Here is a 24,760-nt window from a genome sequence, read left to right as displayed (position 1 = left end):
TGATACCATCGAAGCGTTTGGATATGTGACATTTCAAACTGGGAATTAAATGTGACTCGCCATTGGTAACAACAGGGATTTAAAGGTTGTTCCCGAAAAAAATCTGTGAGCAACCCACGCGGGTGTGTCGGTGGAGACGGTCAGCGGCGAGCAGGAATCTTTCTGCTGATGCGGAATGCAACAAGCGGGAGGAGAAGACAGATGAGCGAGCGGAGACCTTACGATTTCCTCACAGGTATTATCGCGCCGTTCTGGACGCCGGTGGACGCTTCGGGACATCTGGACCTCGCGGGCACGCGAGCAATGGTAGACTACCTCGCGGACACCGGTGCAGTGCGCTCTATCTTTGGGCGTAGCGGTATGGGCAAGTGGTACACCTTCACCATAGAAGAGACCAGACGCTTTACCGATGTGCTGGTACCCGCCTGTCGCAAGCGTGGGTTGGGTGTGTTGATTGGCGCGATGGGCGAGTGCATCGGCAGGGAGAAAGGGGCACGGCCCGACCCACAGCGCTACACCGAGCAGAGCATCGAACTGACGAACTACGCACAAAAGGCAGGTGCCGACGCGGCGGTGCTCATCATCCCGGATATGCTACCAGCGGAGGGGGTTCCGCCAGCGGAGGTGGTCTGGCAGTATTTCAAGACGGTGCATGACGCCACCCGTTTTCCGCTGGTGTTGTATCAGCCGGGTGGTACTAACCCTGCCTACTGTTTGACCGCCGATCTCATGCGGCGTCTGGTGACTCTGCCTCGCATCGTGGGGCTGAAGCTATCTACCGACAGAGAAGAGGTCTTCGCTCCGATTGCAGAGGTGGTGCGGGGTAGCGGTTTCGCGCTCATCGCTGGCGACGAAAGCTTTTACCTGCGTGCGCTCGAGCTGGGCGCCTGTGGCGTCATCGGGGGAGGGTGCATGTCGTGGCCCGAGGTGTTGTGGGCAGTAGGTTACTACTATCGCAAGGGCGACATGGCTCGGGCGCGTCGGGCGCAGGAGACAGTTTGGCAACTGGAGTCCATCAAGCGCGAGATGGACGGGTGCGTGCTGTGGAAGCAGGTGATGATTGCAAACGGGGCAAAGTTCCAGCCTTACGACCGCAGTGGAACTCCACCCTATCCCAAAGAGGTCGTGATGGAGGCGTTACGGGAGTGGAGACAGCTCACTGCTACGTATCGCCGATTGTGTCACGCGCAGCGCACCCGCATGAAGGTGGCGTAAGTGGCGTGGGATAGTACGCGTTATAACCACGAAGCGGCGCGCGAGCGCATGGTGCAATACCAGCTGGCGGCGCGAGGCATTACGCATCCGCGCGTGCTGGAGGCGATGCGTCGGGTTCCCAGGCACCTGTTTGTTCCACCGGAGCGGGTTTACGATGCCTATTCCGACCATGCGCTGCCCATTGGTGAGGGGCAAACCATCTCGCAGCCGTATATGGTCGCGCTGATGACGCAGTTGCTGGACCCTGCGCCTTCCCATCGGGTGCTGGAAATCGGCACGGGGAGCGGCTATCAGGCGGCGATTCTGGCGGAGCTGGCGAACGAGGTAGTCACTGTGGAGCGCGAGGAGAGTTTGTCACAGCGCGCCAGAGAGGTGCTGGAATCGCTGGGTTACCGTAACATCACTTTCGTGGTGGGCGATGGCACGGAAGGCTACCCACCGCTGGCACCGTATGACGGCATCATCGTCACGGCGGGCGCACCCTTTATCCCGCAGCCGCTGGTGGAACAGCTTGCGCCCGGAGGCAGGCTGGTCATACCCGTCGGGCATCGCTACGAGCAGGTGCTGACGGTTGCCGAAAAGGATGAGCAGGGCAAGCTGCATATCTCCGAGCACGGCTATTGTGTGTTCGTACCCCTTGTCGGCAAACACGGCTGGCGCTCCGAGACCGATGGTGAATGGGAGCCGGAGGGGATTGTATAGATACAGGTTCGCCCGGCGGAACACTCACCGTCCCCTGTGGCTCTTCCACTCGCAGTAAGCCTCCACATGGTACAGGTTGTTCAACAGGGGTTCCGTGTAGGCGATGGCGCCGTGTTCCGCCTGCCCGATGTGATGTTGTTTACCCACATGGTTGTTCCAGTCCACGCCTTCGGTGAGGAAGCCGTACTCGCCGTAATGGTGTTTGGAGATAGCGGTCAGAATGTCCAGCGCACGCTGTTCGTAAAGTCGCTCTCCACTGAGGCGGTGTGCTTCCAGATAGGCGAGAGCGGCTTCCGCGTTCTCCCACAGGTAGGCGGTGTCCCAGCTGTCCTCCATGTATAGCAGCCCTTTGGTTGCCACACCGTTGCGGTCCTCGTGCATGACGAACCGTTCCAGCCCAGGCAGTATCTTCTGGAGCGCGTATGACTTCAGGGAGGGGTCTCCCAACACGTCTGCAGCGCGGACAAAGGTGCGAAAGGCGATGGCGTAAGCGACGTTCTCCTGCCTGTCATAGGTGTCGTGGTTCACGCTGCCGTACAAACCTCCCGCTTTCTGGAAAGCCTCTATCCCACGTTGCAGTTGCGGACGATAATCCGCCAGCCCCCTGCGCGTGAGTTCTGTCCACATCCACAGAAAGTGTGTGCCGTCGCCGCTGCAGTCAAAGATGGGATCGTTACCACCTTCCGCGGCAAAAGGATACGGCTCGCCCTGCAGGGTGATTCGGCGCGGGAACCAGCCATTGGGCAGGGCAGGGGTAACGGCGCTGAGCCAACGAGCAGTGGTGCAGGCGCAGGCATGGAGTTTTTTCTGCAGCGAGGGCACGGCTGTTCGTTCCCCGCATTCCAGCATCTGCAGTACCACTCGAGCCACGCTGCCGGGGCAGAACCAGTCGCGGTTATGCTTGAAGTTCAGATAAAACGTTCCGTGGCGCACATCGCGGTAGAGCCACTGCAGGCGGTCGTGCACGTCCACAAAGTGAGCGAGAGTATGCTCTATCAAAGCGTTGCCTGCACGGATGCAATCCTCTCGCCCGAACATAGTTCCGTAGCGCAGCAGAACCGATGCCCCACCCAGGCTGTTTGCCGCCCAGCCGGGACCTTCCAGCGGACCGAAGTCGTGCCACAGTTGCGGCTCGCCCTGTGGGTTGACGAAGGTGGATGTTGCCCGCAGATGCCCGTCACACGGCGTCAGGCAATGCAGTGCGAAGCGCACCGACTGCTCGGTGCTATGGGCGATTTGCTCTTCAGGTGTGTTCATGGGTTCACTCCGGTAACCGCGAACAGAATGGGAGTTGCCATCTCGTCGGTGACTCTGAACTCGATGGCAGCGATGGTCTTTTGCGGGTGCGGGTTGTCCCAGCGCAAAGCGCGCAGGGCGACGGTTGATCCATCCGCGCATTGCCCCCGCCACACCACTTTGGCAAAATATGCCGGGCTGATGTCATCCCATGCGCAGATGTTCACGCCGTACTCCAGCGGGATGTCCTCGCTGGTGTTGTCGGTGTACCAGATGCGGTATCTGCCCACGAGCCTGTTCCTGTCGACCTGCCAGCCGGTGGCGTGCAGGAAGTAAAGCGCGGACGCCCTGCGACCGACAGGCAGGTGTACCATGCGTGGCAACGATTGTGCGGGAAGCATGAAGCTGGCAAGGGCCACAGCCGACGGCTTCGCCGGGTCCGGTGACAGGCGAAACCGCACCCCTCCCAGCGACTGTTCGCCGCGCGGCAGCTGGCGCAGGTCGTGTTCCGCTCCCAGTCCAAGCCAACCCTGCGTGTTGGTCTGTGCTGCGCTGATGTTCATGGCTTCGGAGATGTCCAGCGCGAAGCCGGCTCTTGGGCGCGCGGTTAGAGGTCGACGCTCAAACAGATCCATGAACAGGTCGTCGGGCGAGTAGGGCAGCTGGTCGGGCGGGGGACTGCTGTTGCTCCACGCGTATTCTGCTGCCAGCACGAACGCCGAGAACTGGGGAAACGCGGGCTTCAGTACTGCCTCGCTGATATTATAGCCTGCCCACGTACTCTGCAACAGTCCCAGGATGCCTGCCTGTTGCGCCGCCTTCGCGAAGTTGTAGATGTTCATGGGCGTGTACCAGGTGGTGGCAATCACCTCGAAACCCGCTTGCTGGAACACGCGCAGGTTTTTCTGCACGAACTCCTCCGCAGGGCGCGGCTGGTAGTGCCAGTCGCAGATGATGATGTCCTTCGGCAGCATTTCTCGCCTGCGCTGCGCCTCTTCCGGGCTTTCGGCAAACGCCGCCATGTCCGCAGATTCGCTGCGATGCAGTAACATATCGCCCCACATCATGGTGCGGATGTTACGCTGTTTGAAGCGGTTGTAATGGTGCAGTACGTCGTCCACGAAAAGCTGCGTTAGCCCGCGCCGCTGGCATTCCTCGTGGTAGGGGAACCTGCCGAACAGGTTCACCTCGTCGTGCCCGATGTGGAAGAAGCGCGGTACGAAGAGCTGCAGAGCCTCGTCGTATACTGCATCGATGAAAGAGTAGGTGCGCGGGTTCAGCGGGCAGTAGGCGCGTGGATTCTCGGGGTCTTCGGTGATGTCCAGGTTCTGTCCGTTGCGGAAAATCCACTCGGAATGGCCCATCGACTGTACCAGCGGGATGACCTCCATCTGATGCTGTTGGGCGAAGGCGATAACCTGCCGCAGGTCGCGTTTGTCCATCGAGAAGTCCACAGCGATTTCCGGCGCGCTGTCCCACCGGGTGTACTCGCTCTCCAGCACCAGCGCGTTGAGCTTCAGGTGTGAGAAAATGCGCTCCATCAGCTTTTTGTGGAAAGGCAAAGCGTTGTTGCCAAGGAACAGATGCGCGCCACGAAACTGGAGGGATGGGTAGTCTATAACCAGCACTCTCCTCAACGCGGCGCCCTCCGGACGCGCCTGCAGGCATTGCTGCAGTGTTTGCGAGCCGTAGAACACCCCTCGCTCATCGCTGCCGAGGACTGCTGCCGCCGACGCCCCTACCAGCAGAGAATAGCCCTGCTTCTGTTCAGGCACCTTGAGCAACGATTGCCAAGCTCTCGGAAGGCGGGAGAGGCAAGGTCTCAACCCGAACAGCACCGCGTTGTCCAGGCGCGAGGGTATTCCCGTGGCTACGGGTAGCGTTAGCCCGTAGCGGTCTCGCAGCATATTTGCAAAGGACTGGGCGGCAGAAAGGCTTGCTTTATCCATCGCCACCACGCGAGTGCGTGCGTTGAGGGGCAGAAATCCTTCACGCCACTGTACCTGTTTGGGTTGGGGCACCAAAAGCACGGGGCGTACTTCCACGCCGACAGCATCTTTCATCGGCACGATTCGGGTAGCAACCGCGACGCGCTCAACGGGTTGTACCCGTTCAACGGGGGTAAAGCGTATGGTAACCCGCAGGGTGACCGGTAAGCCTTTCTGCAGGGGGAACTGCAGATAACCCAGCCACAGGGTGGGAGCCTCTCGTGCCCAGCCCTGAGAGTTTTTGCGACCGTCAAACAGGATGATGTCGGGGTTGTCGCCTTCGGCGGTGATTTCCAGCGTGCCGAAGCGGGTTTGCAACGTCAGCTTGCGGAATCTACGCGCAAAGGTGCTGTCGTCTCTGTCTGCCGTTCTGGCGACGGCGGGGATGGTCCCGCTGAGGATACCGTCCGGCGTCTCTGCGGTGTACGTCGCGCCGACCAGCGGCTGCGCCCGCAGGTAGCCCACGCAGTACTCGGCGATGGCAGGCACATCCTGCGTGATGGCGCAACGCACGGTAACCTGTAACGTATAGTCGTCCAGCAGGCGCCACTCTTCGGTAGCAGTGAAGGGCGAGTCCAGCCTGCCATGCTCTGCCACAAGACGCCTTTGCGAAGATTCTGCCCGCACGCACGGAGCGGTGCCGCCGCTGGAGTAGTAGGGTGTGTTCCAATCGGGGGTAGCGGATTGCAAGGAGGTTTTGCGGATGAGGCTGATACCTGCCAGCCTGACCTCTGCGCCGTTCGTGCCGCGATAGGTTACCTGTATCCATGGAGATTGGACGCTCTGCGCTTCCGCAAGGCAAAGCACACCCATCAGCCAGAAAATCCACACCGTTCTGCTCCACGAGTACATCTTCTTTGCCTCCAGTTGTCAGGTAATGGTTGCGTGCCAGACGCGGCGGACGGTATCTCGCTGAGGCGGCGGTGGCGGTTGGGAGTACAGCCGTTCCAGTACCGCTACCACTACTGGTATTGCCACGTCGGGATTGGGATAAAAACCGCCGATGCGCCACAACCAGCCCCAGCCTCCCAGACGGTAGCCGCCAATGAAATCATCTCGCTGTCCCGAGACAAGGGCAACATGGGGTGGGGCATCGGGGCTGCGTGGCAAGCCGCGGTTGACCACACTGCGCCGTGCCGAAACCTGTTCCGATAACCGCTCTCCGAGCCATCGCCGTCCTTCTTCCGGAACGAGCAGAGGCTCTGGGGGCTGTTCTACACTACCTCCGCCCACTGGTAGCCCCAGTGTTTCCATACCTCTCGTGCTGACGACTTCCTGCCTCCAGCCGTCGCGCTGTGGGTAGCTTGCGATGAAAAACGAGTAGCCAGCTGTCTCCCACCAGATACCCCCATTTTGCACGTAGCGTTTGATGCGCTCCAGCATCGACGCCCATCCCCCTTCGGCAGGAAATACCTCCCCATAGGGATTCACGATAGCGAACCAGCGGGTAACGCCCGCGTCCAGTGCCCGGTTGAGCTCAGCTGCGCTGGAAATGGCACGAACGGGGACTTTCCATTCTTTCGTCAGGCGTGATGCTTGCAGTGCGCGGAGCCACTTTTCGGGCGTGATTGTGCTCCACACGGGAGAGAGACCAGGCATGTCCAGAACACCGATAGCGGGCTTCGGCATCCAGTCGCGTGGTGCTCGTTTTGCCAGCGTAGCAGGTGGCGCCACCTGCTGCCGCGCCGGGGCAGTTGGGGTAGTGAGGGAAAGTGTCCCGTCCCGTGCCGCTGTTTGAAAGGTCACGCCACTGTCCCAGTGCAGGCGCAGAGTGGAGCGTTGCCTGCCCTGCCAGGGCACGGCGAGAGATTCTCCTGCCCGGGCGTAAACCCACAGGTCGGCGTGGGAAGAGCGGTTTTCTATCACGAAAGAGACGCCTTCTGCGTCGAACACACGCTTGCCAGCCGCCTGCAGGTTCGCGGCGAGCATTCCCTCTCCCACCGCGTAGTAGCCGAAGGATGCCAGAAAGACCCCCTGTCGCCCGACGGTAACCTGCTGTGGGTGGGGGTTCAGGTTGGCAACAACCCGCACCCTGCCAAAGTCCGCCCGCAGGATGCCCTCTCCCTTACCGATGCGCTCATGCCGAAAGGCGCGGAGTGGCTCGCCGATATAGCGTGCGCAGACCGACTGCTGGAGTCGGCTGAGCCAGCGCAGCCACTCTCGGCTGCTGTCACAGGACAGGGCGGTTGCGCTCACGCGCGCGCTGATGCCAAACCCCAACCCCAGCACCCATGCCAGCACCTCGCGGTTGGTGACGAACTGTCCCAAATCATGCATCACCATCGCGGCTTTGTCGTGGGCAAGGAACTGGGCGAGCGGGAAAACCTCCCATGCGTGTGGAGGAAACTGCTCCCGCAGCAGTGTGCGCCAATCGGGGGCATACTCTGTCGGTATCAGCGACCATGCCATGCCACACAGCTGAGACTCGTATTCCGCGACCTGGTCCCAGCCGCTCTCAGTGGAAAGCGGTACAACGGCACTGTCTTCCGCCACCATGCTGAGCAGTCCCTCGGTATAGGCATACGGCGACGGAGAGACGGGGTTCGTATCGTATAGCCAGCCGCGTGCGCCACACTGGTCCTGGAACAGAATGTCCACCGGGAACTGTTCGGTAAACTGCTGACGGGTACGCCGATTCGCCCGCTGCACAGCAGGATGCCAGAAGCAGATGGTGTAGCCCTCGTTCTGCCCGTAACGCTCGCGCGAAAGCTGTCCGTCCAGCGTGCGCAGGAGTGGTGCGTCCCCTTCGCGCTGGAAGGTGGGACCTTTCGGGTCATCGCACCACCAGGTCGGGTTGGTGTAGGGCATTACCAGATGCCCTCTGCGTCGGGCTTCGCGCAAGAACGCGGCCAACTCCTGCGTTGTGCCGAAGCCGGGATGGGGCGGAAGGTGGTCGGGATACTCTTTGTCGAAACCGCCCTTCAGGTAGTCTGCGAAGTGGATCAGGCTGGGCACGGGCAGGTGAGGCAGTGCCTGCAGTTTCTCGCTGGCGTTACCAGCATAGTAGACGAGCACCGCGCGTTTGAACCGTTCCAGCAAGGGGCGGCGCATCTTTTGCGACAGGCGACGGTGGATGCCGTTGGCTTTCGCATACATCTGCAGTGCCTGCTGCGCCGTTTTACCGACATGCACGCGCACAACGGGGGCGCGCCAGCTGCTTCCAGCGGGCACATAAGTGCCGAACGCCCTCTCGGCATAGCCACCATTTTCGTCACCGCCCCAGGCAAGCCAGCCGGGAATAAAAAGATGCTCGCGATCCCAGGGTTGCCAGTTGCGCGGCTGCACCCGATACAGGGAGACGTTGCCTGCCTGCGTTTCCCAGTGCAGGAAATCGGCAAAGGCGGGGGGATAAATCACTCGTATCGAGAAGTATTGTACCGGCTGCAGAGCGTAGAAGAATGGGTAACCTCCCACCTCGAACCAGTGCCCGCCGTTTTGCACGAAGTAGCGTATGGACTCCAGTGTTGCCTCGATGCCTCCCCTGGGAGGGGCAGGGAGCCACTCTCCGTAAGGGTTGATGACAGCGAGATATGAGCCTTCGCGCAGCGCTCGCAACAGCTCCGGCACGGAGTGGAATTGCTGCAGCCGGAGCCGTCCACCGCTGGAGGCTTCCAGTTCCTGAAGGCTCTCTTGCCACTCGCTGATGGTGACTGCCGCCCAGCCTCCGCTGCGGGGGGCATTCGTAAGCACAATCAGCCCAATGCGTCCCTGCACGCCCAGTTTCTCCAAAACTCCCGTTACCAGCGAGCGGACTATCCCTTTTTGCGCGGATTCCACGCGCCCGCCCACGCGCCACAGGTAACCTGCACCCATCTGCCGTGCGCCGAAGTACACGCCATTTGGCGAATCCACGAGCACCACATCCAGATGCTCGCGACGGGAGGGACGGTTCACGATGGCGCGTGCGCCGCTGATACCAGCAAGGACTCGTTCAGGAAGCCAGCGGCTTGCCTGTGCGGCAGGCTCTATCTCTACCGGCGGGTCGTCGTCCGCCCGCTGCACGAGCGCACCACCGAACAGGCGGATGTAGCCATCTGGACCTGCGGGTGCTGGCCGCCATGCGGACGGACGGTCTTCTGGCTGTTGTCCGAAGAAACTTGCGGTGAACGCCGCACCGACCGACTGATTGCCGTCCATGGGGCACACCAGCCGCACCAGCTGGGTATGGTCAAACCGGCAGCGTGCCGGAAGGGCGAAGTCCAGCACCGTTTCCGTATGTGGGCTAACCTCGCCCATCCAGTCGATGTACTCCGCCTGTGCGATGACCTGTACCGTTACCAGTGCCTGCGGATGGCTGTAACGCAGGTACAGCGTGTTACCCCGTATCTCCGTTTGCGGAGAGAGGCTCGTTGCAGATAGCTTATCCCCGTTGCGGAAGCGAAGATGCCACAAGCCATATTCACCACTGCGGAGGATGGGCTTCTGGCTTCCGCGGGCTATCAGCGACAGAATAGAGCCGTCGGCTACGCTCAGCGCGAGCGCATACGTGCCTGTGGTAACGATGTAGCGGTCTTTTTCCTGTCGCCAGACAGGTGCAGCGGGTGATATTTGCGTCGTCCTTCGGATCACGTGTGCACCTCCTTTGGGCGCCACGCGGCACCTTTACACATCGCAGATTTGATAAGCCTTGCGCAGAGCCTCAATGGGGTCGCCCTTGGGACCAAACTCGTGCCCGATGAAGCCATCGAACCTGGTCTCCTTGATGGCGCGCATGACCGCGGGGTAGTAGATTTCCTGCGTCTCGTCGGGGTCACGCCGTCCAGGGTTGCCCGCCGTGTGGAAGTGTGCGATGTACTGGATGTTGGCGCGGATGGTGCGGATGAGGTCGCCCTCCATAATCTGCATGTGGTAGATGTCGTAGAGCAGCTTCACGCGCGGCGAGTTCACCCGTTTGCACACCTCCACACCCCACCAGGTGCGGTCGCACTGGTAATCCGGATGGTCTACCTTGCTGTTCAACAGCTCCATCGCGAGCGTAACGCCTTTCTGTTCCGCGTAGGGTGCGACGCGCTTCAGCCCCTCCGCACAGTTGGCAATGCCCTCTTCATCCGATATGCCCCGTCGATTTCCGGAGAAACAGATCAGCACAGGGATATCGTATTGTGCGGCGAGGTCGATATTCCGCTTGAGTTCGTCTTCGATGCGGTTGTGGTTTTCCTTTCGGTTCAGTCCGTCGGTGAGCGAGGCGTGCCCCACTATCGTGGCGATGCGCAATCCGGCGGCGCGTATCTCGTCCCACGTTTCGCGCGGTGCCATCTCCACACCGTGAAAGCCGATGCGCTTGAGCTCTGCGATAGCCTGCTTCAGGGGCAGTCGGCTCACCGGCCACCACGTCACCACCTGTTTCAGCTTGCGCGGGGGAGTTTGTTCCTGTGCGCTGGACACATGGGGTAAAGCCGTTAGAGCCAGATTCGCTGCCACCAGGGCACCCTCCCTCAGGAACTCGCGTCGCGTCAGGCGATTGTCGGAACGCTCTGCCACTGTTCTGACCTCCTCAACCCGTGCACTCTGCAAACAGGTTCGTTAGAAGCAGGAAGGAATCCTGCGGGGGCAGTGGTGGACCGCTTGTATTGCTGTTTACGCGGAGTGGGACGGTGTATGCTGTGGGAAGGGATATGCCCGCCACGAGGTGAAACGTAGCGCGAGACGCAAACGGGCGTCCAGCAAGGGCAGATCCATGTACCGCGAAAAGGTGTTCCACAAAGCGGATGTCGTCAACGCGGCGGAGGAGAAGGTTGCGGTTTCCATTCACTGGCGGGCAGTACGTGCGGTGGTATGGGGTTTGGCTCTGGTGCTGATGCTGTGTGCTCTCACCACCCACTCCAACCTGATATACCGGCGATATATCACCGCCTCTTCTCTGCCGAGTGGGGCGGTGTTCTTCTTTTTCCTGACGGTGGTGCTGAACGGCATCCTGAAGCGCATCCACGCCAGCTGGGCAATGCAGAAGTGGGAACTGGGCATCGTGTTCTCGATGCTGTTCATCTCGGCGGCGATACCGCAGGCGTCCATCGGGCAGACGCTGGTGACGCTGGCAGTGGCTCCACAGTATTACCCCCGACGCGGCGGGGTTCCATACGCTGAGCAACTGGGCGATGCCATCCCCTCGTGGTTGCTGGTGCGGGACAGGGAAGCGGTGCGGGCGTTTTACGAGGGGCTCGCGCCGGGGCAATCTATCCCATGGGGTGCGTGGGTGGTGCCGATGCTCGGGTGGACGGTGTTTGCGCTGGCTTTGCTGGGTGCGATGGGTTGTCTGGCACGCATACTGTCGCACCGGTGGATTGAGGAAGAGCGTGTAACCTTCCCCCTGATGGAGTTGCCGTTGGAAATGATGGGGGCGGGCAGTGAGGGCGACCGCTTCTGGCGCAGTCCGCTGTTGTGGTTGGGGTTCCTCATCCCGGGCACCATGATCGGCATCGGGCAGATGCATTCCTATTTCCCCACTATCCCCGAAATCGGGCAGATTATCACCTGGCGCATCGGCGAGGGGTGGCAGACCGCGCCGCTGAATGCCCTGCGCGACTTTGTGTTTCCGGTGTGGATGCTGGTTATCGGCGTCTCTTACCTCATTAACGGTGAGGTGGCGGCGTCTATCTGGGTCTTCCACATGCTGTATCAGGCGCAACTGCTGGCGTTTGCGTTCATGGGCTACAACGCCGCCGCCCCTGTGGGCACCACCACCTTCAACCCGATGGACTGGATACACCACACGGAGTTCGGTGCGTGTGTGGTACTGTCCATCAGTATGTTACTGCCAGTGTGGGGTGAAGTGAAGAAGGCATGGCGTGGTGACGACAGTGCGCGGGTGCCGCGTGGGGCGGTGCTGGGTTTCCTTGCGGCAAATGGGGCAATGCTGTTGTGGGCACTGGCTGCCGGGCGCAACGTGATACCCGTGCTGCTGTTCTTGCTGGTGCTGTATGCGATTGTGCTGGCGCTGGGCAGGATGGTGGCGTCGGGCGGCGTGTATCTGGTGGATAACGGCTACGTGCCTGAGCGGCTGATACACGGACTAACAGGAAGCCTGTGGCAAAGCAACGGTGGTTTGTGGATGCTCAACGCGCAAAACGCACTGGTGGGACGGGCGGACATGAGCTTCCTGTACTTCGCCCTCAACGACGAGAAGTTCCGCCACGAGGCGCGTTTGCCCCAACGCGTGCATCTGGCAGGAGTGGTTCTCTCAGTGCTGGCGGCGTTGCTGGGAGCGTATTTCTTTATCCTGTGGTGGTCGTATCAGTATGGGGCGGTGAACTTTGCCGCATGGCCCCTCTCGTGGAACGTACCTCAGCACCTGCAGCGGCTGATGGGCGATATGGCATTCCGTCAGCCTCCTTCGGGAGAAGTATGGAGCGCGACCATGGTGGGGGCGGGTATAGGGTTGTTCCTGCTGGTGATGAACCGGCAGTTCACATGGTGGCGCATTTCACCACTGGGATTTGTCATCGCCAGCAGCCAGAACGTGAGCGGGCAGATATGGGGCGGCGCGTTTATCGGTTGGCTGATTTCATCGCTGGTGAAACACTACGGAGGAATGCCCGTGTACCGCAAACTGCGCCCGTTCTTCCTGGGGTTGATTCTGGGCGACGTGGTGGTTTACTGCACTGTGGTACTGCTGGAGTCGGTGATAGGAGTACGGGGAGCAGGCTTTTAGAGATGCATGTCAGGCGATGCAGTAGCTCGCACGTTTTCAGCAAGAAGGGTGCGCGCGGATGGTGAAAGTGCTTGTTCAGAGGGATTTTTTACCTGTCTGCGCCCTATAAAACCACGCGGATTGGCGTCTCGCCAAACAATTTTCGAAAATTTCTGCCCGTAAACCCCCCAAAACCCTTTGTACGGTACGAATCTTGCATTATATATGGGATGGAGAGCCTGAGCAGGCGCACCCTGCTACCCCGAGGAGGGAAGGGAAGTCCGCCTTGCACATGCAGTACATGTAATGGTTTGATTTGAGGGAGAGGAGAGCCGGCAGTTGCGGCACTCGTTGCAAATCGCAGGGCCACGGCGGGACGAAAAATTTTGTGGTGGGTTTAAGGATTCCCTGTTGACAAACCTGTACCGGTGCGCTACAATAGGCTCAGGTAATCCATCCAAGTAACACTCTAAGAAAGGAGATGGAAGGCGAGTATGAAGGGTCTACGCTTCTGGCTCGTAGCAGGTGTCGCTTCCGCGACGCTGACGCTGCTCAGCCTCAGCCCCGCCAGTGCATTGCAGTTCTGGATTTCCAAGGCGGGTGAGAGCACGCCCCTCACCGAGCTAATGGTGGCGCCGGGAGATGTCATTAACCTCTCCGTGTGGTTCCAGCATGATGTGCAGGTCAAAGGGCTGGAGGTCATGTTGGGCTGGGACCGCGCCAACGGAATGGGCATCTCCGCAACCCCCCTCGACCTTGAGATCGAACTGAATGGGACACTGGACACTGCGGTCACAAACATTATGACCGACCTCGGCAGCCCAACCTTTAAGGCTCTAGCAGGGGCGAGAGGGAGCGGGGCGCGCCCATGGGGGTTGCGCATCGTCTTCGCTAGCCTCACCGGCATCGATGTATCGGCTGGCAAGAAGGTCTTCGACATCAGTCTGAAGAACACGGGACTGATGCCGGGAGATTCCCCCTACCCGGTAGTCATCCATGACGCGGGCACAGGTGCTTCCTACACCTCGTACGTGATTCAGGGCGATGGAAGTGCAGCTCGCCCCGGCGGTAGCTACACGCTGAACCTGGTACCGGTGCCGGAGCCCGGTAGCCTGCTCGCGCTGGCTACGGGTGTGGTCGGACTTGCTGGCATGGCATTGCGTCGTCGACGCGCGTAAGGCACAACGGATTTCCTCAGATGAATCAAGCCCCCGAAAAGGGGGCTTGATTTTTGCCCTCACCCCCGCTGCGGGGCAACATTGTCTTCACCCGCCTTCGAGTGTATACTGTAGGTGTACACTTCACCTGCCGAGGGAAAGGATGCTCACTCGTGCCGTTGTGTTGAAAGTTGCCTCTTTGCCCCCGGTACGCCACTGGATTACCCGTGGGCGACCGTTCCGTAAACTGGTTGACCGTTTTGTTGCCGGAGAATGTCTTGCCGATGCCTTGCGCGTCGCTTCCCAGCTGCGGTCCCGGGGCATGAACGTCTCTATTGACTATCTGGGAGAGAGCGTGCGCGACCGGCAGATGGCGGAATCGGTCGTCGAAGAATATCTTCGCGTGTTGCCAGCAATGGCTCAGCAAGGGCTGGACGTGCAGGTATCGCTGAAGCTGACGCAGCTGGGACTGGATATCGACGAAGCCTTCTGCAAACAGAACCTGGAACGCATCCTCCAGCGGGCAGGAGATGTTGGCGGCTTTGTGCGCATCGATATGGAAAACAGTGTATACACACAACGCACGCTGGACCTCTTCTACAGTCTGCACGATCGGTATCCCAACCTGGGCGTTGTGATACAGGCGTACCTCTACCGCAGCGAGGCGGACATCCAGCAGCTGGTGGGATGCAGGGCTTCGGTGCGATTGTGCAAGGGGGCATACGCGGAGCCTGCGAGCGTCGCCTATCCCAAACGCCGCCAGGTGGACGAGGCGTACCGTCGCCTGATGCGGAATCTACTGCTACACGGGCATCGCCCTGCCATTGCCACGCACGACGAAAGCATCATCCGCGATGCCATTGCCTTCACCCGCGAGAACGACATTCCGCCTCAGCGGTTCGAGTTCGAGATGCTGTATGGCATCCGGCGCGACCTGCAGGAGCAGCTGGTGGCTCAGGGCTACCAGATGCGCGTGTATGTGCCCTACGGGGAGGCGTGGTATCCCTACTTCACCCGAAGGCTGGCAGAGCGCCCTGCGAACCTGTTCTTCTTCTTGCGGCACGTGCTGCGCTAGATGCTACAGCGCCTTCAAAATCTCCACCACCTGCGCGATTTTCTCATCGTAGCGCAGCGCGTTCTCACGCACTACACGATGGAGCAGTTCCAGTCGCTCGTGGTCAATCTGGTTGTGCGCGAAGAGGGTAATCGCTTCGGGAGAGTGCATCTCGCGCAACACCAGGCATACCTCATCGTCATCTCGATACACCCGCAACGTATAGGAGCCATCGATGACGGTGGCGTAGGTGTCTGCTTCACCAACTGGCTCCCACATCAGGCGTTTGTCACGGGTTTTGTCGATCAAAACCTCCACCAGCTCGGTGAGCGTCTCATGGCTGCTCATACAATTGCCCTCACACGAAGTATTTGTACGCTCCCATTATCGGCAGTTTGCGCAGAAATGCTGCACCGCAAGAGTACGGGTATCGGTGACACCCTTGACACCACGTCCAAAGGTGGTTACAATCTGCAAGGAATTTGCACCCGCCGCGGTGCTTTTTGAACCTCCCATACGTCTTGTGTTATGGAAAACGGTAGAGAGAGTGAAGAGTCACGACTGGTCGCGCGGTTCCGTGCGGGCGATATGCAGGCGGTGGAAACGCTGTTCTGGCGCTACGCCGACGCCGTGCTGGCGTATGCCACGCGCCTGCTGGGCAACCGTGCGGATGCCGAAGAGGTGCTGTCCGAAGTGTTTCTCCGCGCCTTCGAAGGATGTATGGGCTATCGTGCGGAGGGCACCTTCAAAGCCTGGTTGTTTCGCATCGCACGCAACTGTTGTATCGACCGCCTGCGACAGCCTCGCCTGCTGCGACTGGAAGACGGAGGCGAGCCTGCGTGGGGGGGAGACACCGCTGAGATTGAGCTGCGCGTCGCGGTGCAGCGGGCTCTGAAACAGTTGCCAGAGGAGTATCAGACGGTGCTGCTGTTGTGCGATGTGGAAGAGTTCACCGCGAAGGAGGTGGCGCAAATATTAGGGCGTAGCGTGCCCTCCGTGAAGGGCATGTTATACCGCGCCCGGACGGCTCTGCGCGACGCGCTCTCGGAAGAGTGGGGGGAAGAGACATGAAGTGCACCGAAGTGCGCGAGCTACTGGGTAACTACATGGACCAGGAGCTCACCGAGAGCATGATGCAACGCATCGAAAGACACCTGCTGCGTTGTCCTGCCTGCGCGTATGAGGCGCGCTCGCTGGAGCAGGCACGACAGCTGCTCCGGCAGGGGGTGGAGACGCCGATGGTGTCGGAACAGATCGGCGAGCGCGTATTGCGCCACATCGCGGAGCGCTTCCCGCATCTGCAACAGGTGCACCAGCCGGAGGAGCCGTTCTCTCTGCCGTTGCTACCCGAAGACTTCGAGGAGTGAGGAGGTTCATCATGAAGGTTATCACCACCCGTAAAGAACTGCTGGAGGGCGTACAGACCGTGGCGCACGCGGTAAGCGGACGCAGCTCCCTGCCCATCCTGCAACACATTCATCTGAGTGCCGATGGCGACGGTTTGAAACTGACCGCTACTGACCTCGAAATCGGCATCGAGTGCTTCGTGCCTGCCACCGTGGAGATGCCCGGCGATGCCACGACGCCTGCCAAGCTGACGCAGGAGGTGTTGTCGTCTCTGCCCGATGCCGAGGTCAAGTTGAGCGATGACGCTACCCATGCTGTGCTGCTCAGCTGCGAGCGGTCAGAGTACAAGCTGCTGGGGCTGTCGCCTGCGGAGTATCCCTCTTTGCCCGAGGTGAGCGAAGCCACCTCCTTCGCCGTGCCCGCCGATACACTCAAAGAGATGATTAAACAGACCATCTTCGCGGTGAGCACCGAGGAAACCCGTGCCATACTGACCGGCGTGCTGGTCGAATACGACGGCGTCACCCTGCGCATGGTGGCGACCGATACACACCGGTTAACCGTGCGCTCGCACCTCGCGGGAACAAATGCTCTGGAAACACCGCTCACTGCAGTGATACCCGCGCGTGCCATGAACGAGTTGGCGCGCATTGTGGGCGACTACGAGGGCGAGGTTGAGGTGCAAATCGGGCGCAATCAGGCATCCTTCCGACCGGTGGATGACCCTCGCCGCACTTTCCTGATTACCCGCCTGATCGACGGGCAGTTCCCGGCATACCAGCGCGTCATCCCCACCACCTACACGAAGCGGCTGACGCTCACGACCGAAGAGTTTCTGCGCGCCGTGCGCCGCGCCAGTCTCGTGGCTCGCGATATCAGCAACCGCGTCATCCTCAGCACGAACGGTGAGTATCTGATTATCGAAGCGGAAAGCGGGCAATCGGGCAAGGCGCACGAGGAGGTAGAGGTGGTGCGCGAGGGCGACGACATCACAGTGGCATTCAACGCGCGCTATCTGATCGACGTGCTGAGCGTGATCGACTCCGAAGGGGTGCATCTGGAACTCACGGAGTCGCTGCGTCCGGCGGTCATCCGCCCGGCAGACCAGGACAACTACCTTTGCGTGCTGATGCCGATGGCATTGACGTAGCGACACACAGGCAACTGCCGTGCCTGCTGCCAGCTCTCCCCTCTCCCGCAGCGTCGGGAGAGGGGGCAGGGGTGAGGGCAACGTCGGTTCACCTAACCCCCCAGCCCCCTTCCCTGCGAGGGAAGGGGGAGTGCAGGACACCCCTCTCCCGCGGCGTCGGGGGAGGAGCTGGGGTGAGGGCAAACACCCCTCTCCCGCAGCGTCGGGGGAGGAGCTGGGGTGAGGGCAAACACCCCTCTCCCGCAGCGTCGGGAGAGGGGCAGGGGGTGAGGGCAACTGGCGTCTCGCTTCAACCGATGACCGCGCTAACGGCGTTTAATATCTGCCGACGATAGGGCAGCCAGCGTTCTCCCTCGTAGGCGCAGTATACGCGGTTGCTCAGCAGCACCACGAAAAACTCGGGCTGCCGATTCAGCAGGATTGCTGTGCCTGTGAAGCCCGAGTGCCCGATACAGCTTTCGGGAAGCAGATTGGCGCGGGGAAGCAGTTCGTTGGGGTGGGTGAACCAGCCGAAGCTCTGTCCACCGATGCCCGGTATCTGATTGTGGAATATCTGCTCGATGGTCATCCTTCCCAGCACACCGTCGCCTCCCCGCAGCAGCATCTGGCAGAAGCGGGCGAGGTCGTTCGCGGTGGAGAACAGTCCCGCGTGCCCGCTCACGCCGCCCATTGCCCACGCGTTAGCGTCATGCACCTGCCCGCCCAGGGTCTGTCCTTTGCGCCAGGGGCAGTTTGCGGTCACTGCTACGCGGGGCAGAAGGTGCTCGCCCGGGTTATACAGGGTTGCCAGCATTCCGGCGGGCAGGAAAATGCGCTCCCGCGCGTAGTCGGCGAGGCTTTTACCGGAGGTACGACGGACAATCTCGCCCAGCAGGATATAGTTCAGGTCGCTGTATTCGTAGTCTACCTCTGGCAGGCGCGCAGGGGGCGTTTGTAGCACCGCCTGTACGAGCCCATCGCCCTGTGCCTGCTCGTAGAAGGGCTTCCAGGCAGGCAAGCCCGAAGTGTGCGTGAGCAGATGCCGCAGGCGTATGCGCTTGAACCACGCTGGAGCCTCACCGATCAGCGACGACACCGGATCCTCCAGCTGCAGCACCCCTTCTTCCACCAGAGCCATCACGCTGGAGGCGCAGGCTACCGGCTTGGTGAGCGAGGCGAGGTCAAACAGCGTGCCGCTGTCAGCGGGTGTTCCCTGTTCTGGGTCTGCCAGCCCCGCGCTGGCGGTATGCCATACCGACTTCGAATCGCCCACCGCTACCACACAGCAGGAGTAGATGTTTGTCGCGATACCCTGTTCCAGAAGTAACTGAACCTTTTGCCAGCGCGCACTGTCGTTCATTGTATCTTCACCGCCGTGATATGTATTCGGAAGTAGATTACGGGGGGCGTTACATCCGAACCGCCCCCCACTGTTCCCGGTGACTCACCGGGCAAAGCATCGACAGAGTTCTACTGCATCAACCCCGCCACCTCGGCGAAGTCCGCCTTCAGGTGCTGGTACAGCTTGCGGTAGAGTGCATAATACGCCTCGTAGGCACGATGGGCATCAGGGTTGGTGGGTGTGTTGCTGACCACCTCGATCGTGGCATGGCAGGCTTCGGGAACGCTCTTCCACACGCCCGTGCCCACACCTGCCAGTAGCGCCACACCAAAGGCCGGCCCTTCGTCCACGTTGATGGTCACGTGGTCATAGCCCGATACGTCGGCGAGGATTTGCCGCCACACCGCACTGCGTGCTCCGCCGCCAGATGCCCGTACCTGCGTAATCGGCAAGCCCATCTCACTCAGGATTTCAAACGAATCGCGCAAGCCAAAAGCCACTCCCTCCAGTATCGCGCGGGCGAAGTGCGCTCGGTCGGAGCGCAGGGTGATACCGAAGAAAACGCCTCGCGCGTGTGGGTCTGCGTGCGGGGTGCGTTCGCCGGTGAGGTAAGGCAGGAAGATTAAGCCTTCCGTGCCCAGCGGAGCCTGTGCCGCCTCAGCGGTAATCAGCTCGTAGGGGTCTACTCCCATTGCGGAGGCGACGCTCTTCTCCTCGGTAGCGAAGGCATCGCGCCACCAGCGCAGGCTTCCCCCCGCCGATAGCATCACACCCATCACGTGCCACTTGCCGGGCACCGCGTGGCAGAAGGTGTGCGTGCGCAAGCCGGGGTCTACCACCGGCTCATCGGCAAAGGCGAACACCACTCCCGAAGTGCCCACCGATACCGATACCACGCCCGTCTCCACGATGCCGTTGCCCACCGCGCCCGCCGCCTGATCGCCGCCGCCGCCTACAACGGGTGTGCCCTCTTTCAGTCCAGTTGCTGCTGCCGCTTCGGCGGTGATGCGTCCGGTGATTTCGGGCGACTCGTACACTTTGGGCATCCACTCGCGCGGGATGCCGATGGCATCCAGCACCTCGTCTGCCCACTGGCGCTTTCGCACATTGAACAGCGACGTGCCCGAGGCGTCCGAGACCTCTGTCGCGTACTCACCGGTGAGCAGGTAGCGGATGTAGTCTTTGGGCAACAACACCCTGCGCACACGGGCGTACGCCTCTGGCTCGTTATTGCGCAACCAGATAATCTTGCCTGCCTGAAAGCCCGTTAAAACCGGGTTAGACGTCAGCTCCACCACACGCTCACGCCCGACCGTTTCGGTAATCCACGCGCACTCCGCCGCCGTGCGCTGGTCGCACCACAGGATGGCAGGGCGGATCACCTGATTATTCTCATCGAGAAATACCGAGCCGTGCATCTGCCCGGACAAACCGACGCCCTGCACCTCTTCGCCGGTGATGCCTGACTGACGCAGCACTTCACGGATGCTCTCGCAGGTAGCTCGCCACCAGTCAGCGGGTTCCTGTTCTGCCCACAGGGGCTTCGGGGTATACAGCGGGTACTCACTGACCGCACGGGCAACCACCTTTCCGCTCTGGTCGATGAGCAGTGCCTTGGTACCGCTGGTACCCACGTCGACGCCCAGCAGGTATGCCATCGTCACGTACCCTCCTATACGAACTGGCTCAGGTATCGCTTGCCGGCAAGGAAGCCCTCTTCGCGTCCGAATGCGCTGTCCTCATGTTCGATGGAGAGCACGCCATCGTAGCCGACGGCTCTCAGCGCGCCGATATATTCGCCCCAGCGCACCGCGCCGAAGCCGGGAATCACGTAGCGCCACCAGCCATGTGCCTGATTACCCAGCCAGCGCAGTTTGTCCTCGCGGATTTCGGTGTCTTTGGCGTGTGTGTGGAAGATACGTTTCCCGAAGTGGTGCACCGCCGCGATGTAGTCGATGCCCTGCCATATCAGGTGCGATGGGTCAAAGTTCAAGCCGAAGTTCTCGTGCGGAATGGCGTCGAACATGCACTTCCAGTGCTCCAGACCCTGCATGTTGGTAGCGTACCAGTTCTCCAGTGCGATCTTGATACCACGCTCGCCCGCGTAATCCAGCACAGGCGGGAAGACCTGCATGCAATCTTCCTGAATGGTCTTGAATTTATCCTTGCCGGGCACGGGCATCCCACCCAGAGTACACACCACGTCGACGCCCAGCAGCTTTGCAGCGTCCACCGCTTTTTTCAGAAGGTCAATCACCCTCGCACGCTCCTGCGGGTCAGCGGGCGTGGTATTGGTGTACATCGCCAGACTACTGATGCGCAGTGCACGTCGCTCCATCAGTTCCAGGACGCGGTCGGCGTCTGCCTGCGTGAAGTTCGTGATGTCGATATGTTTGGAACCCGGTCCCGAAGCGACTTCGAGTGCAGCGAAGCCGTGCTCGCCCGCGAAGGCTGCCACAACCTCCAGAGGTTCTCCACCAAAAGGTGCGGTCAGTATGCCAATCTCCATGCTGTGAACACTCCTTTCCTCTGTGCTGACAAGGTTACGGTACGCTTTCTGGAGCAGGCGGGAGGATTCCTGCAAGTGCGCGTTTTTTGGTCAGGGTTGTGGTTGGACAGCGGAAGAATAGACCGCGTGTGGCTTGACGTACGCTCCGTTTTGGACTATAATAATAGCGCGGAGGTCGGGGTGTAGCTCAGGTTGGTAGAGCGCTTGGTTTGGGACCAAGAGGTCGCTGGTTCGAGTCCAGTCACCCCGACCAGCGGTGCGGGGGTAGCTCAATGGCAGAGCTCCAGCCTTCCAAGCTGGCGGTGCGGGTTCGATTCCCGTCCCCCGCTCCATAATCTGACAGTTTTTGGGCTTCTCACAACACTGCTCCACTGCCCACGTTAACTACACGCGAACCCGCATGACCAAGTGATACAATCCGCCCGTATTAATCTGCGCGACTGCCTGCCTCCAGCCTGCGCTTGCACTCTTCCAGAATCTCCACCGTGCGTGTGGCACCCACGCGGGTCACACCGATGGCACGCACATCCAGCAAAGCGTCCAGCGTGCGAATGCCGCCAGCTGCCTTCACCTGCACGTGCGGTGGCGAGTGTTTGCGCATCAGTTTCAGGTCCTCGATGGTGGCGCCGCCCGGCGCAAAGCCCGTGGAGGTCTTCACAAAGTCCGCGCCCACCTCTGCGCATATTTCGCACAGCCGGATCTTGTGCTCGTCCTGCAGGTAACAGTTCTCGAAGATGACTTTCACGATGCCGCCGCGCTCATGTGTGACCTCCACGACGGCGCGGATGTCATCACGCACGTAGTTCCAGTCGCCGCTCAGCACCTTGCCGATGTTCACCACCATGTCCAGCTCGATGCCGCCGTCGTCCAGCGCCTGCTTCGCTTCGGCGACTTTGATGGCGGTGGTATGTCCGCCGTGTGGAAACCCGATGGTGGTGCTGGGGAGAACCTCGCTGCCTGCCAGCAGATCCGCACATCGCTTCAGATAGTAGGGTTTGATGCATACGCTGGCGACATCATACTCCCGCGCGAGCCAGCAACCGGCTTCCAGCTCGGCATCGGTCAGTGCCGGGTTCAGCAGGGAATGGTCAATCATTTTGGCGATGTCGCGATAGGTGTAGTCCATGGCTTATCTCCCTCCACTCATGAACTGGCGCAGGTATCGTGCGGACTGGCACAACGCGTGCTTGCGCGTTTCCAGCGTTTTCTCGTAGGCGCGGTCCTCCACTTCAATGCACACCGGTCCCTCGTAGCCGACGTCGCTGAGCACCGAGAAGAACTTGCCCCAGTCCACATCACCCAGACCGGGCAGCTTGGGCACGTGATACTCCAGCGGCGTGGCAAGGATGCCCACCTCGTCCAGCCGATGCCTGTCAACGCGCGCGTCTTTCGCGTGGATGTGGAACAGTTTGTGGCTGAACTCGCGCAGGGGCTTCAGGTAATCCATCTGCTGCCAGACGAAGTGTGACGGGTCAAAGTTCAGTCCGAAGTAGTCACTGGGTATCTCTGCGAACATCCTGCGCCAGATAGCGGGCGAGGTGGCAAGATTCTTGCCGCCGGGCCACTCGTCGCGTGTGAAAAGCATGGGGCAGTTCTCGATGCCGATGCGCACGCCAAGGCTCTCGGCGTAGCCGATCAGCGGTTTCCACACCTCCACAAAGCGCGCCCAGTTGTCTTCGACCGAGCGCGTCCAGTCGCGCCCGATAAAGGTGTTCACCAGCCCGATGCCCAGCTTCGCCGACGCGGCGATCACCTTCTTCAGGTGTTCAAGGCATGCGCTGGCTTCCTCCGGGTTGGGGGAAAGCACGTTCGGGTAATAGCCCAGACCGCTGATAGAAACGCCGGTGCGCTCGCAGAGTGCTTTGATTTCCGCGATTTTTGCATCGTCTAAAGTAGCCACGTCGATATGGGTGACGCCAGCATAGCGTCTCTCCGCCTTACCAACGGGCCAGCACATGATCTCCACGCAATCAAAGCCCTCTTCGGCAGCGAACTGCATGACCTCTTGCAGAGAAAGGTCGGGTAATATCGCGCTGACAAACCCCAGTTTCATGGGGCGCACCTCCCTTCATCACATCTCTATCTTCTATTCTTTCCGTCGCAAGAGTTACCCTTCGCCGGTGCAAAGCGATGGCGGGGAGAACCGTCATGCCCTGTCGCCATAGCCATCCGGGTGAGCAGAGTGCCACCGCCACGCGGTTTCGATGATGGTATGCAGTTCCGCGTACTGGGGTCGCCAGCCCAGTTCCCGTCTGGCACGCTCTGCACTTGCCACCAGCCGCGCGGGGTCGCCCGCACGGCGCGGAGCCTCTTCCTGCGGGACAGGATGCCCGACGACCTCTTCGGCGGTGCGGATGACCTCGCGCACCGAATAGCCCAACCCGTTGCCCAGATTGTAGGCAGTGGTGGGCGCGCCGCGTTTCAGCGCCTCATAGGCGAGAATGTGGGCGTCCGCAAGGTCGGTAACATGGATATAGTCGCGGATGGCAGTGCCGTCGGGGGTGTCATAGTCCGTGCCGAATATCCTGATCACGGGGTGTTTGCCCAGTGCGGTCAGCAGCACAAGCGGTATCAGGTGCGTTTCGGGGTGGTGGTCCTCGCCTAATTGTCCCTCGGGGTCGGCACCGGCAGCGTTGAAGTAGCGCAGGCTGATCGAGCGCAGCCCGAATGCCATGTCGTACCACCGCAACATCTGCTCGAAGGCGCGCTTGGTCTCGCCGTAAGCGTTGGTCGGCTGCTGCGGATGGTCTTCGGGGATGGGTATCTGTTGAGGTTCCCCATAGGTAGCCGCGCTGGAGGAGAAGATGAGATAGGGGACGTGATGTTCACGCATCGCCTCCAGCAGCGTGTAGCCTCCGACAACGTTCAGACGGTAGAACTTCGCGGGGTCGGTCATGCTGTCGGCAACAGATGCATAGGCGGCAAAGTGCATCACACATTCTATCGGGTAGCTGGTGAACAGTGCGTCCAGAACCTCCCTGCTCGTATAATCGCCCTGCACGAAATCACCACCAACCACAGCCGCCCGGTGCCCTGCTTCCAGATTGTCCAGAGTGATGACTTCGTAGCCGCGTTCGAGCAGTCTTTTCACACAGTGCGAGCCGATGTAACCAGCTCCGCCAATCACGCAAATCATCCGTCGTCCTCCTGTGGGGTGTTTCCTCGCGCCCTCATCATTATAACACACGAGCCAGACGCTCCCGTGCGGTGCCTTCGCTTGACAACCTGCTCGCGCGGTTTTATACTCGTTTCAGCATCTTCTGTGGCGAGGTGTCTGACATGCCGGTGGTTTGGCTTCTCTGTCCAGATGCAGGTTGGCGTGAGCGTTTACGGCAGTGCCTGCGCGATGGCGCGGGGTTGGAGGTGCGGTTGAAGCCGTGCGCGTGCGACGCGGTGGTGGTCGCGGAGCCGATGTTCACGCCGGCGCAGGTGGGGACGTTGCAGGCGTATGTGG

The 24,760-nt window shown here is 60.7% G+C and carries 19 protein-coding genes and 2 tRNA genes; 10 read left to right on the top strand and 11 right to left on the bottom strand.

The window, feature by feature from the left end; all coding sequences use genetic code 11:
* The first annotated feature begins 201 nt into the window (after positions 1-201).
* Together K6U75_15185 and K6U75_15180 are read left to right on the top strand one after the other, a co-directional pair.
* A complete protein-coding gene (locus K6U75_15185) occupies positions 202-1,215 on the top strand; it encodes a dihydrodipicolinate synthase family protein (GenBank protein MCL6476386.1) in 1,014 nt (337 codons plus the stop codon).
* Positions 1,216-1,263: 48 nt separating this feature from the next.
* Positions 1,264-1,917, top strand: coding sequence for a protein-L-isoaspartate(D-aspartate) O-methyltransferase (locus K6U75_15180; protein MCL6476385.1), 654 nt, complete (start codon positions 1,264-1,266; stop codon positions 1,915-1,917).
* Positions 1,918-1,941: 24 nt separating this feature from the next.
* On the opposite strand, the gene K6U75_15175 is transcribed toward K6U75_15180, so the two are convergent.
* From K6U75_15175 to K6U75_15160, 4 genes are read right to left on the bottom strand one after another with little or no spacing between them, the layout of a single operon-like run.
* Positions 1,942-3,174 (bottom strand): hypothetical protein, encoded by a 1,233-nt coding sequence (locus K6U75_15175; GenBank protein MCL6476384.1) that lies wholly within the window; start codon positions 3,172-3,174, stop codon positions 1,942-1,944.
* Positions 3,171-5,993 (bottom strand): beta-N-acetylhexosaminidase, encoded by a 2,823-nt coding sequence (locus tag K6U75_15170; GenBank protein MCL6476383.1) that lies wholly within the window; start codon positions 5,991-5,993, stop codon positions 3,171-3,173. Before K6U75_15170 ends, K6U75_15175 begins: the two co-directional genes overlap by 4 nt.
* An 18-nt stretch (positions 5,994-6,011) precedes the next feature.
* Positions 6,012-9,710: a DUF6259 domain-containing protein gene (locus K6U75_15165; GenBank protein MCL6476382.1), complete on the bottom strand. Its 3,699-nt coding sequence runs from the start codon at positions 9,708-9,710 to the stop codon at positions 6,012-6,014.
* 33 nt (positions 9,711-9,743) lie between these two features.
* Complete coding sequence (locus K6U75_15160; GenBank protein MCL6476381.1) at positions 9,744-10,490, bottom strand: TIM barrel protein; 747 nt, start codon at positions 10,488-10,490, stop codon at positions 9,744-9,746.
* Positions 10,491-10,770: 280 nt separating this feature from the next.
* Between K6U75_15160 and K6U75_15155 the strand changes: the two genes are divergently transcribed.
* The 3 genes from K6U75_15155 to K6U75_15145 all read left to right on the top strand — a co-directional run bounded on the left by K6U75_15155 (position 10,771) and on the right by K6U75_15145 (position 15,000).
* A complete protein-coding gene (locus tag K6U75_15155; protein ID MCL6476380.1) occupies positions 10,771-12,789 on the top strand; it encodes a hypothetical protein in 2,019 nt (672 codons plus the stop codon).
* 473 nt (positions 12,790-13,262) lie between these two features.
* Entirely contained in the window at positions 13,263-13,946 is a 684-nt protein-coding gene (locus tag K6U75_15150; GenBank protein MCL6476379.1) for a PEP-CTERM sorting domain-containing protein, read from the top strand.
* Between the two features lie 142 nt (positions 13,947-14,088).
* Complete coding sequence (locus tag K6U75_15145) at positions 14,089-15,000, top strand: proline dehydrogenase family protein (protein ID MCL6476378.1); 912 nt, start codon at positions 14,089-14,091, stop codon at positions 14,998-15,000.
* A 3-nt stretch (positions 15,001-15,003) separates the two neighbouring features.
* Here the strand turns inward: K6U75_15145 and K6U75_15140 are convergent, their stop codons facing one another.
* Positions 15,004-15,327 carry a hypothetical protein gene (locus K6U75_15140; protein MCL6476377.1) on the bottom strand — a complete coding sequence of 108 codons (324 nt, stop codon included), beginning with the start codon at positions 15,325-15,327 and terminating at the stop codon, positions 15,004-15,006.
* 180 nt (positions 15,328-15,507) lie between these two features.
* Here K6U75_15140 and K6U75_15135 point away from each other — a divergent pair, with 180 nt between their 5' ends.
* The 3 genes from K6U75_15135 to dnaN are packed head-to-tail and all read left to right on the top strand — an operon-like array spanning position 15,508 to position 17,476.
* Positions 15,508-16,050 (top strand): RNA polymerase sigma factor, encoded by a 543-nt coding sequence (locus K6U75_15135; protein MCL6476376.1) that lies wholly within the window; start codon positions 15,508-15,510, stop codon positions 16,048-16,050.
* Complete coding sequence (locus K6U75_15130) at positions 16,047-16,346, top strand: zf-HC2 domain-containing protein (GenBank protein ID MCL6476375.1); 300 nt, start codon at positions 16,047-16,049, stop codon at positions 16,344-16,346. The genes K6U75_15135 and K6U75_15130 overlap by 4 nt, the downstream gene beginning before the upstream one ends.
* A gap of 11 nt (positions 16,347-16,357) precedes the next feature.
* Positions 16,358-17,476, top strand: a complete 1,119-nt coding sequence (gene dnaN / locus K6U75_15125) for a DNA polymerase III subunit beta (protein ID MCL6476374.1) — start codon at positions 16,358-16,360, stop codon at positions 17,474-17,476.
* Positions 17,477-17,765: 289 nt separating this feature from the next.
* Here the strand turns inward: dnaN and K6U75_15120 are convergent, their stop codons facing one another.
* From K6U75_15120 to K6U75_15110, 3 genes are all read right to left on the bottom strand, one after another.
* Positions 17,766-18,815: a beta-lactamase family protein gene (locus K6U75_15120; GenBank protein ID MCL6476373.1), complete on the bottom strand. Its 1,050-nt coding sequence runs from the start codon at positions 18,813-18,815 to the stop codon at positions 17,766-17,768.
* Positions 18,816-18,925: 110 nt separating this feature from the next.
* Positions 18,926-20,455, bottom strand: coding sequence for a xylulokinase (gene xylB, locus K6U75_15115; GenBank protein ID MCL6476372.1), 1,530 nt, complete (start codon positions 20,453-20,455; stop codon positions 18,926-18,928).
* A gap of 14 nt (positions 20,456-20,469) precedes the next feature.
* The gene (locus tag K6U75_15110; protein MCL6476371.1) at positions 20,470-21,306 is read right to left on the bottom strand and encodes a sugar phosphate isomerase/epimerase; all 837 of its coding nucleotides are present in this window, start codon (positions 21,304-21,306) and stop codon (positions 20,470-20,472) included.
* Between the two features lie 176 nt (positions 21,307-21,482).
* Between K6U75_15110 and K6U75_15105 the strand changes: the two genes are divergently transcribed.
* Positions 21,483-21,559: transfer RNA gene (locus tag K6U75_15105), tRNA-Pro, on the top strand.
* A gap of 5 nt (positions 21,560-21,564) precedes the next feature.
* A tRNA-Gly gene (locus tag K6U75_15100) sits at positions 21,565-21,638 on the top strand.
* 95 nt (positions 21,639-21,733) lie between these two features.
* On the opposite strand, the gene deoC is transcribed toward K6U75_15100, so the two are convergent.
* The 3 genes from deoC to galE form a co-directional block, all read right to left on the bottom strand.
* Positions 21,734-22,432: a deoxyribose-phosphate aldolase gene (gene deoC / locus K6U75_15095; protein ID MCL6476370.1), complete on the bottom strand. Its 699-nt coding sequence runs from the start codon at positions 22,430-22,432 to the stop codon at positions 21,734-21,736.
* 3 nt (positions 22,433-22,435) lie between these two features.
* Positions 22,436-23,359, bottom strand: a complete 924-nt coding sequence (locus K6U75_15090; protein MCL6476369.1) for a sugar phosphate isomerase/epimerase — start codon at positions 23,357-23,359, stop codon at positions 22,436-22,438.
* A 93-nt stretch (positions 23,360-23,452) separates the two neighbouring features.
* Positions 23,453-24,442, bottom strand: a complete 990-nt coding sequence (gene galE, locus K6U75_15085) for a UDP-glucose 4-epimerase GalE (GenBank protein MCL6476368.1) — start codon at positions 24,440-24,442, stop codon at positions 23,453-23,455.
* Positions 24,443-24,760: the final 318 nt, after the last annotated feature.

The sequence above is a fragment of the Bacillota bacterium genome (assembly GCA_023511455.1).
Classification (GTDB): Bacteria; Armatimonadota; HRBIN16; order HRBIN16; family HRBIN16; genus HRBIN16.
This window is presented reverse-complemented; position numbering and strand designations above follow the sequence as displayed.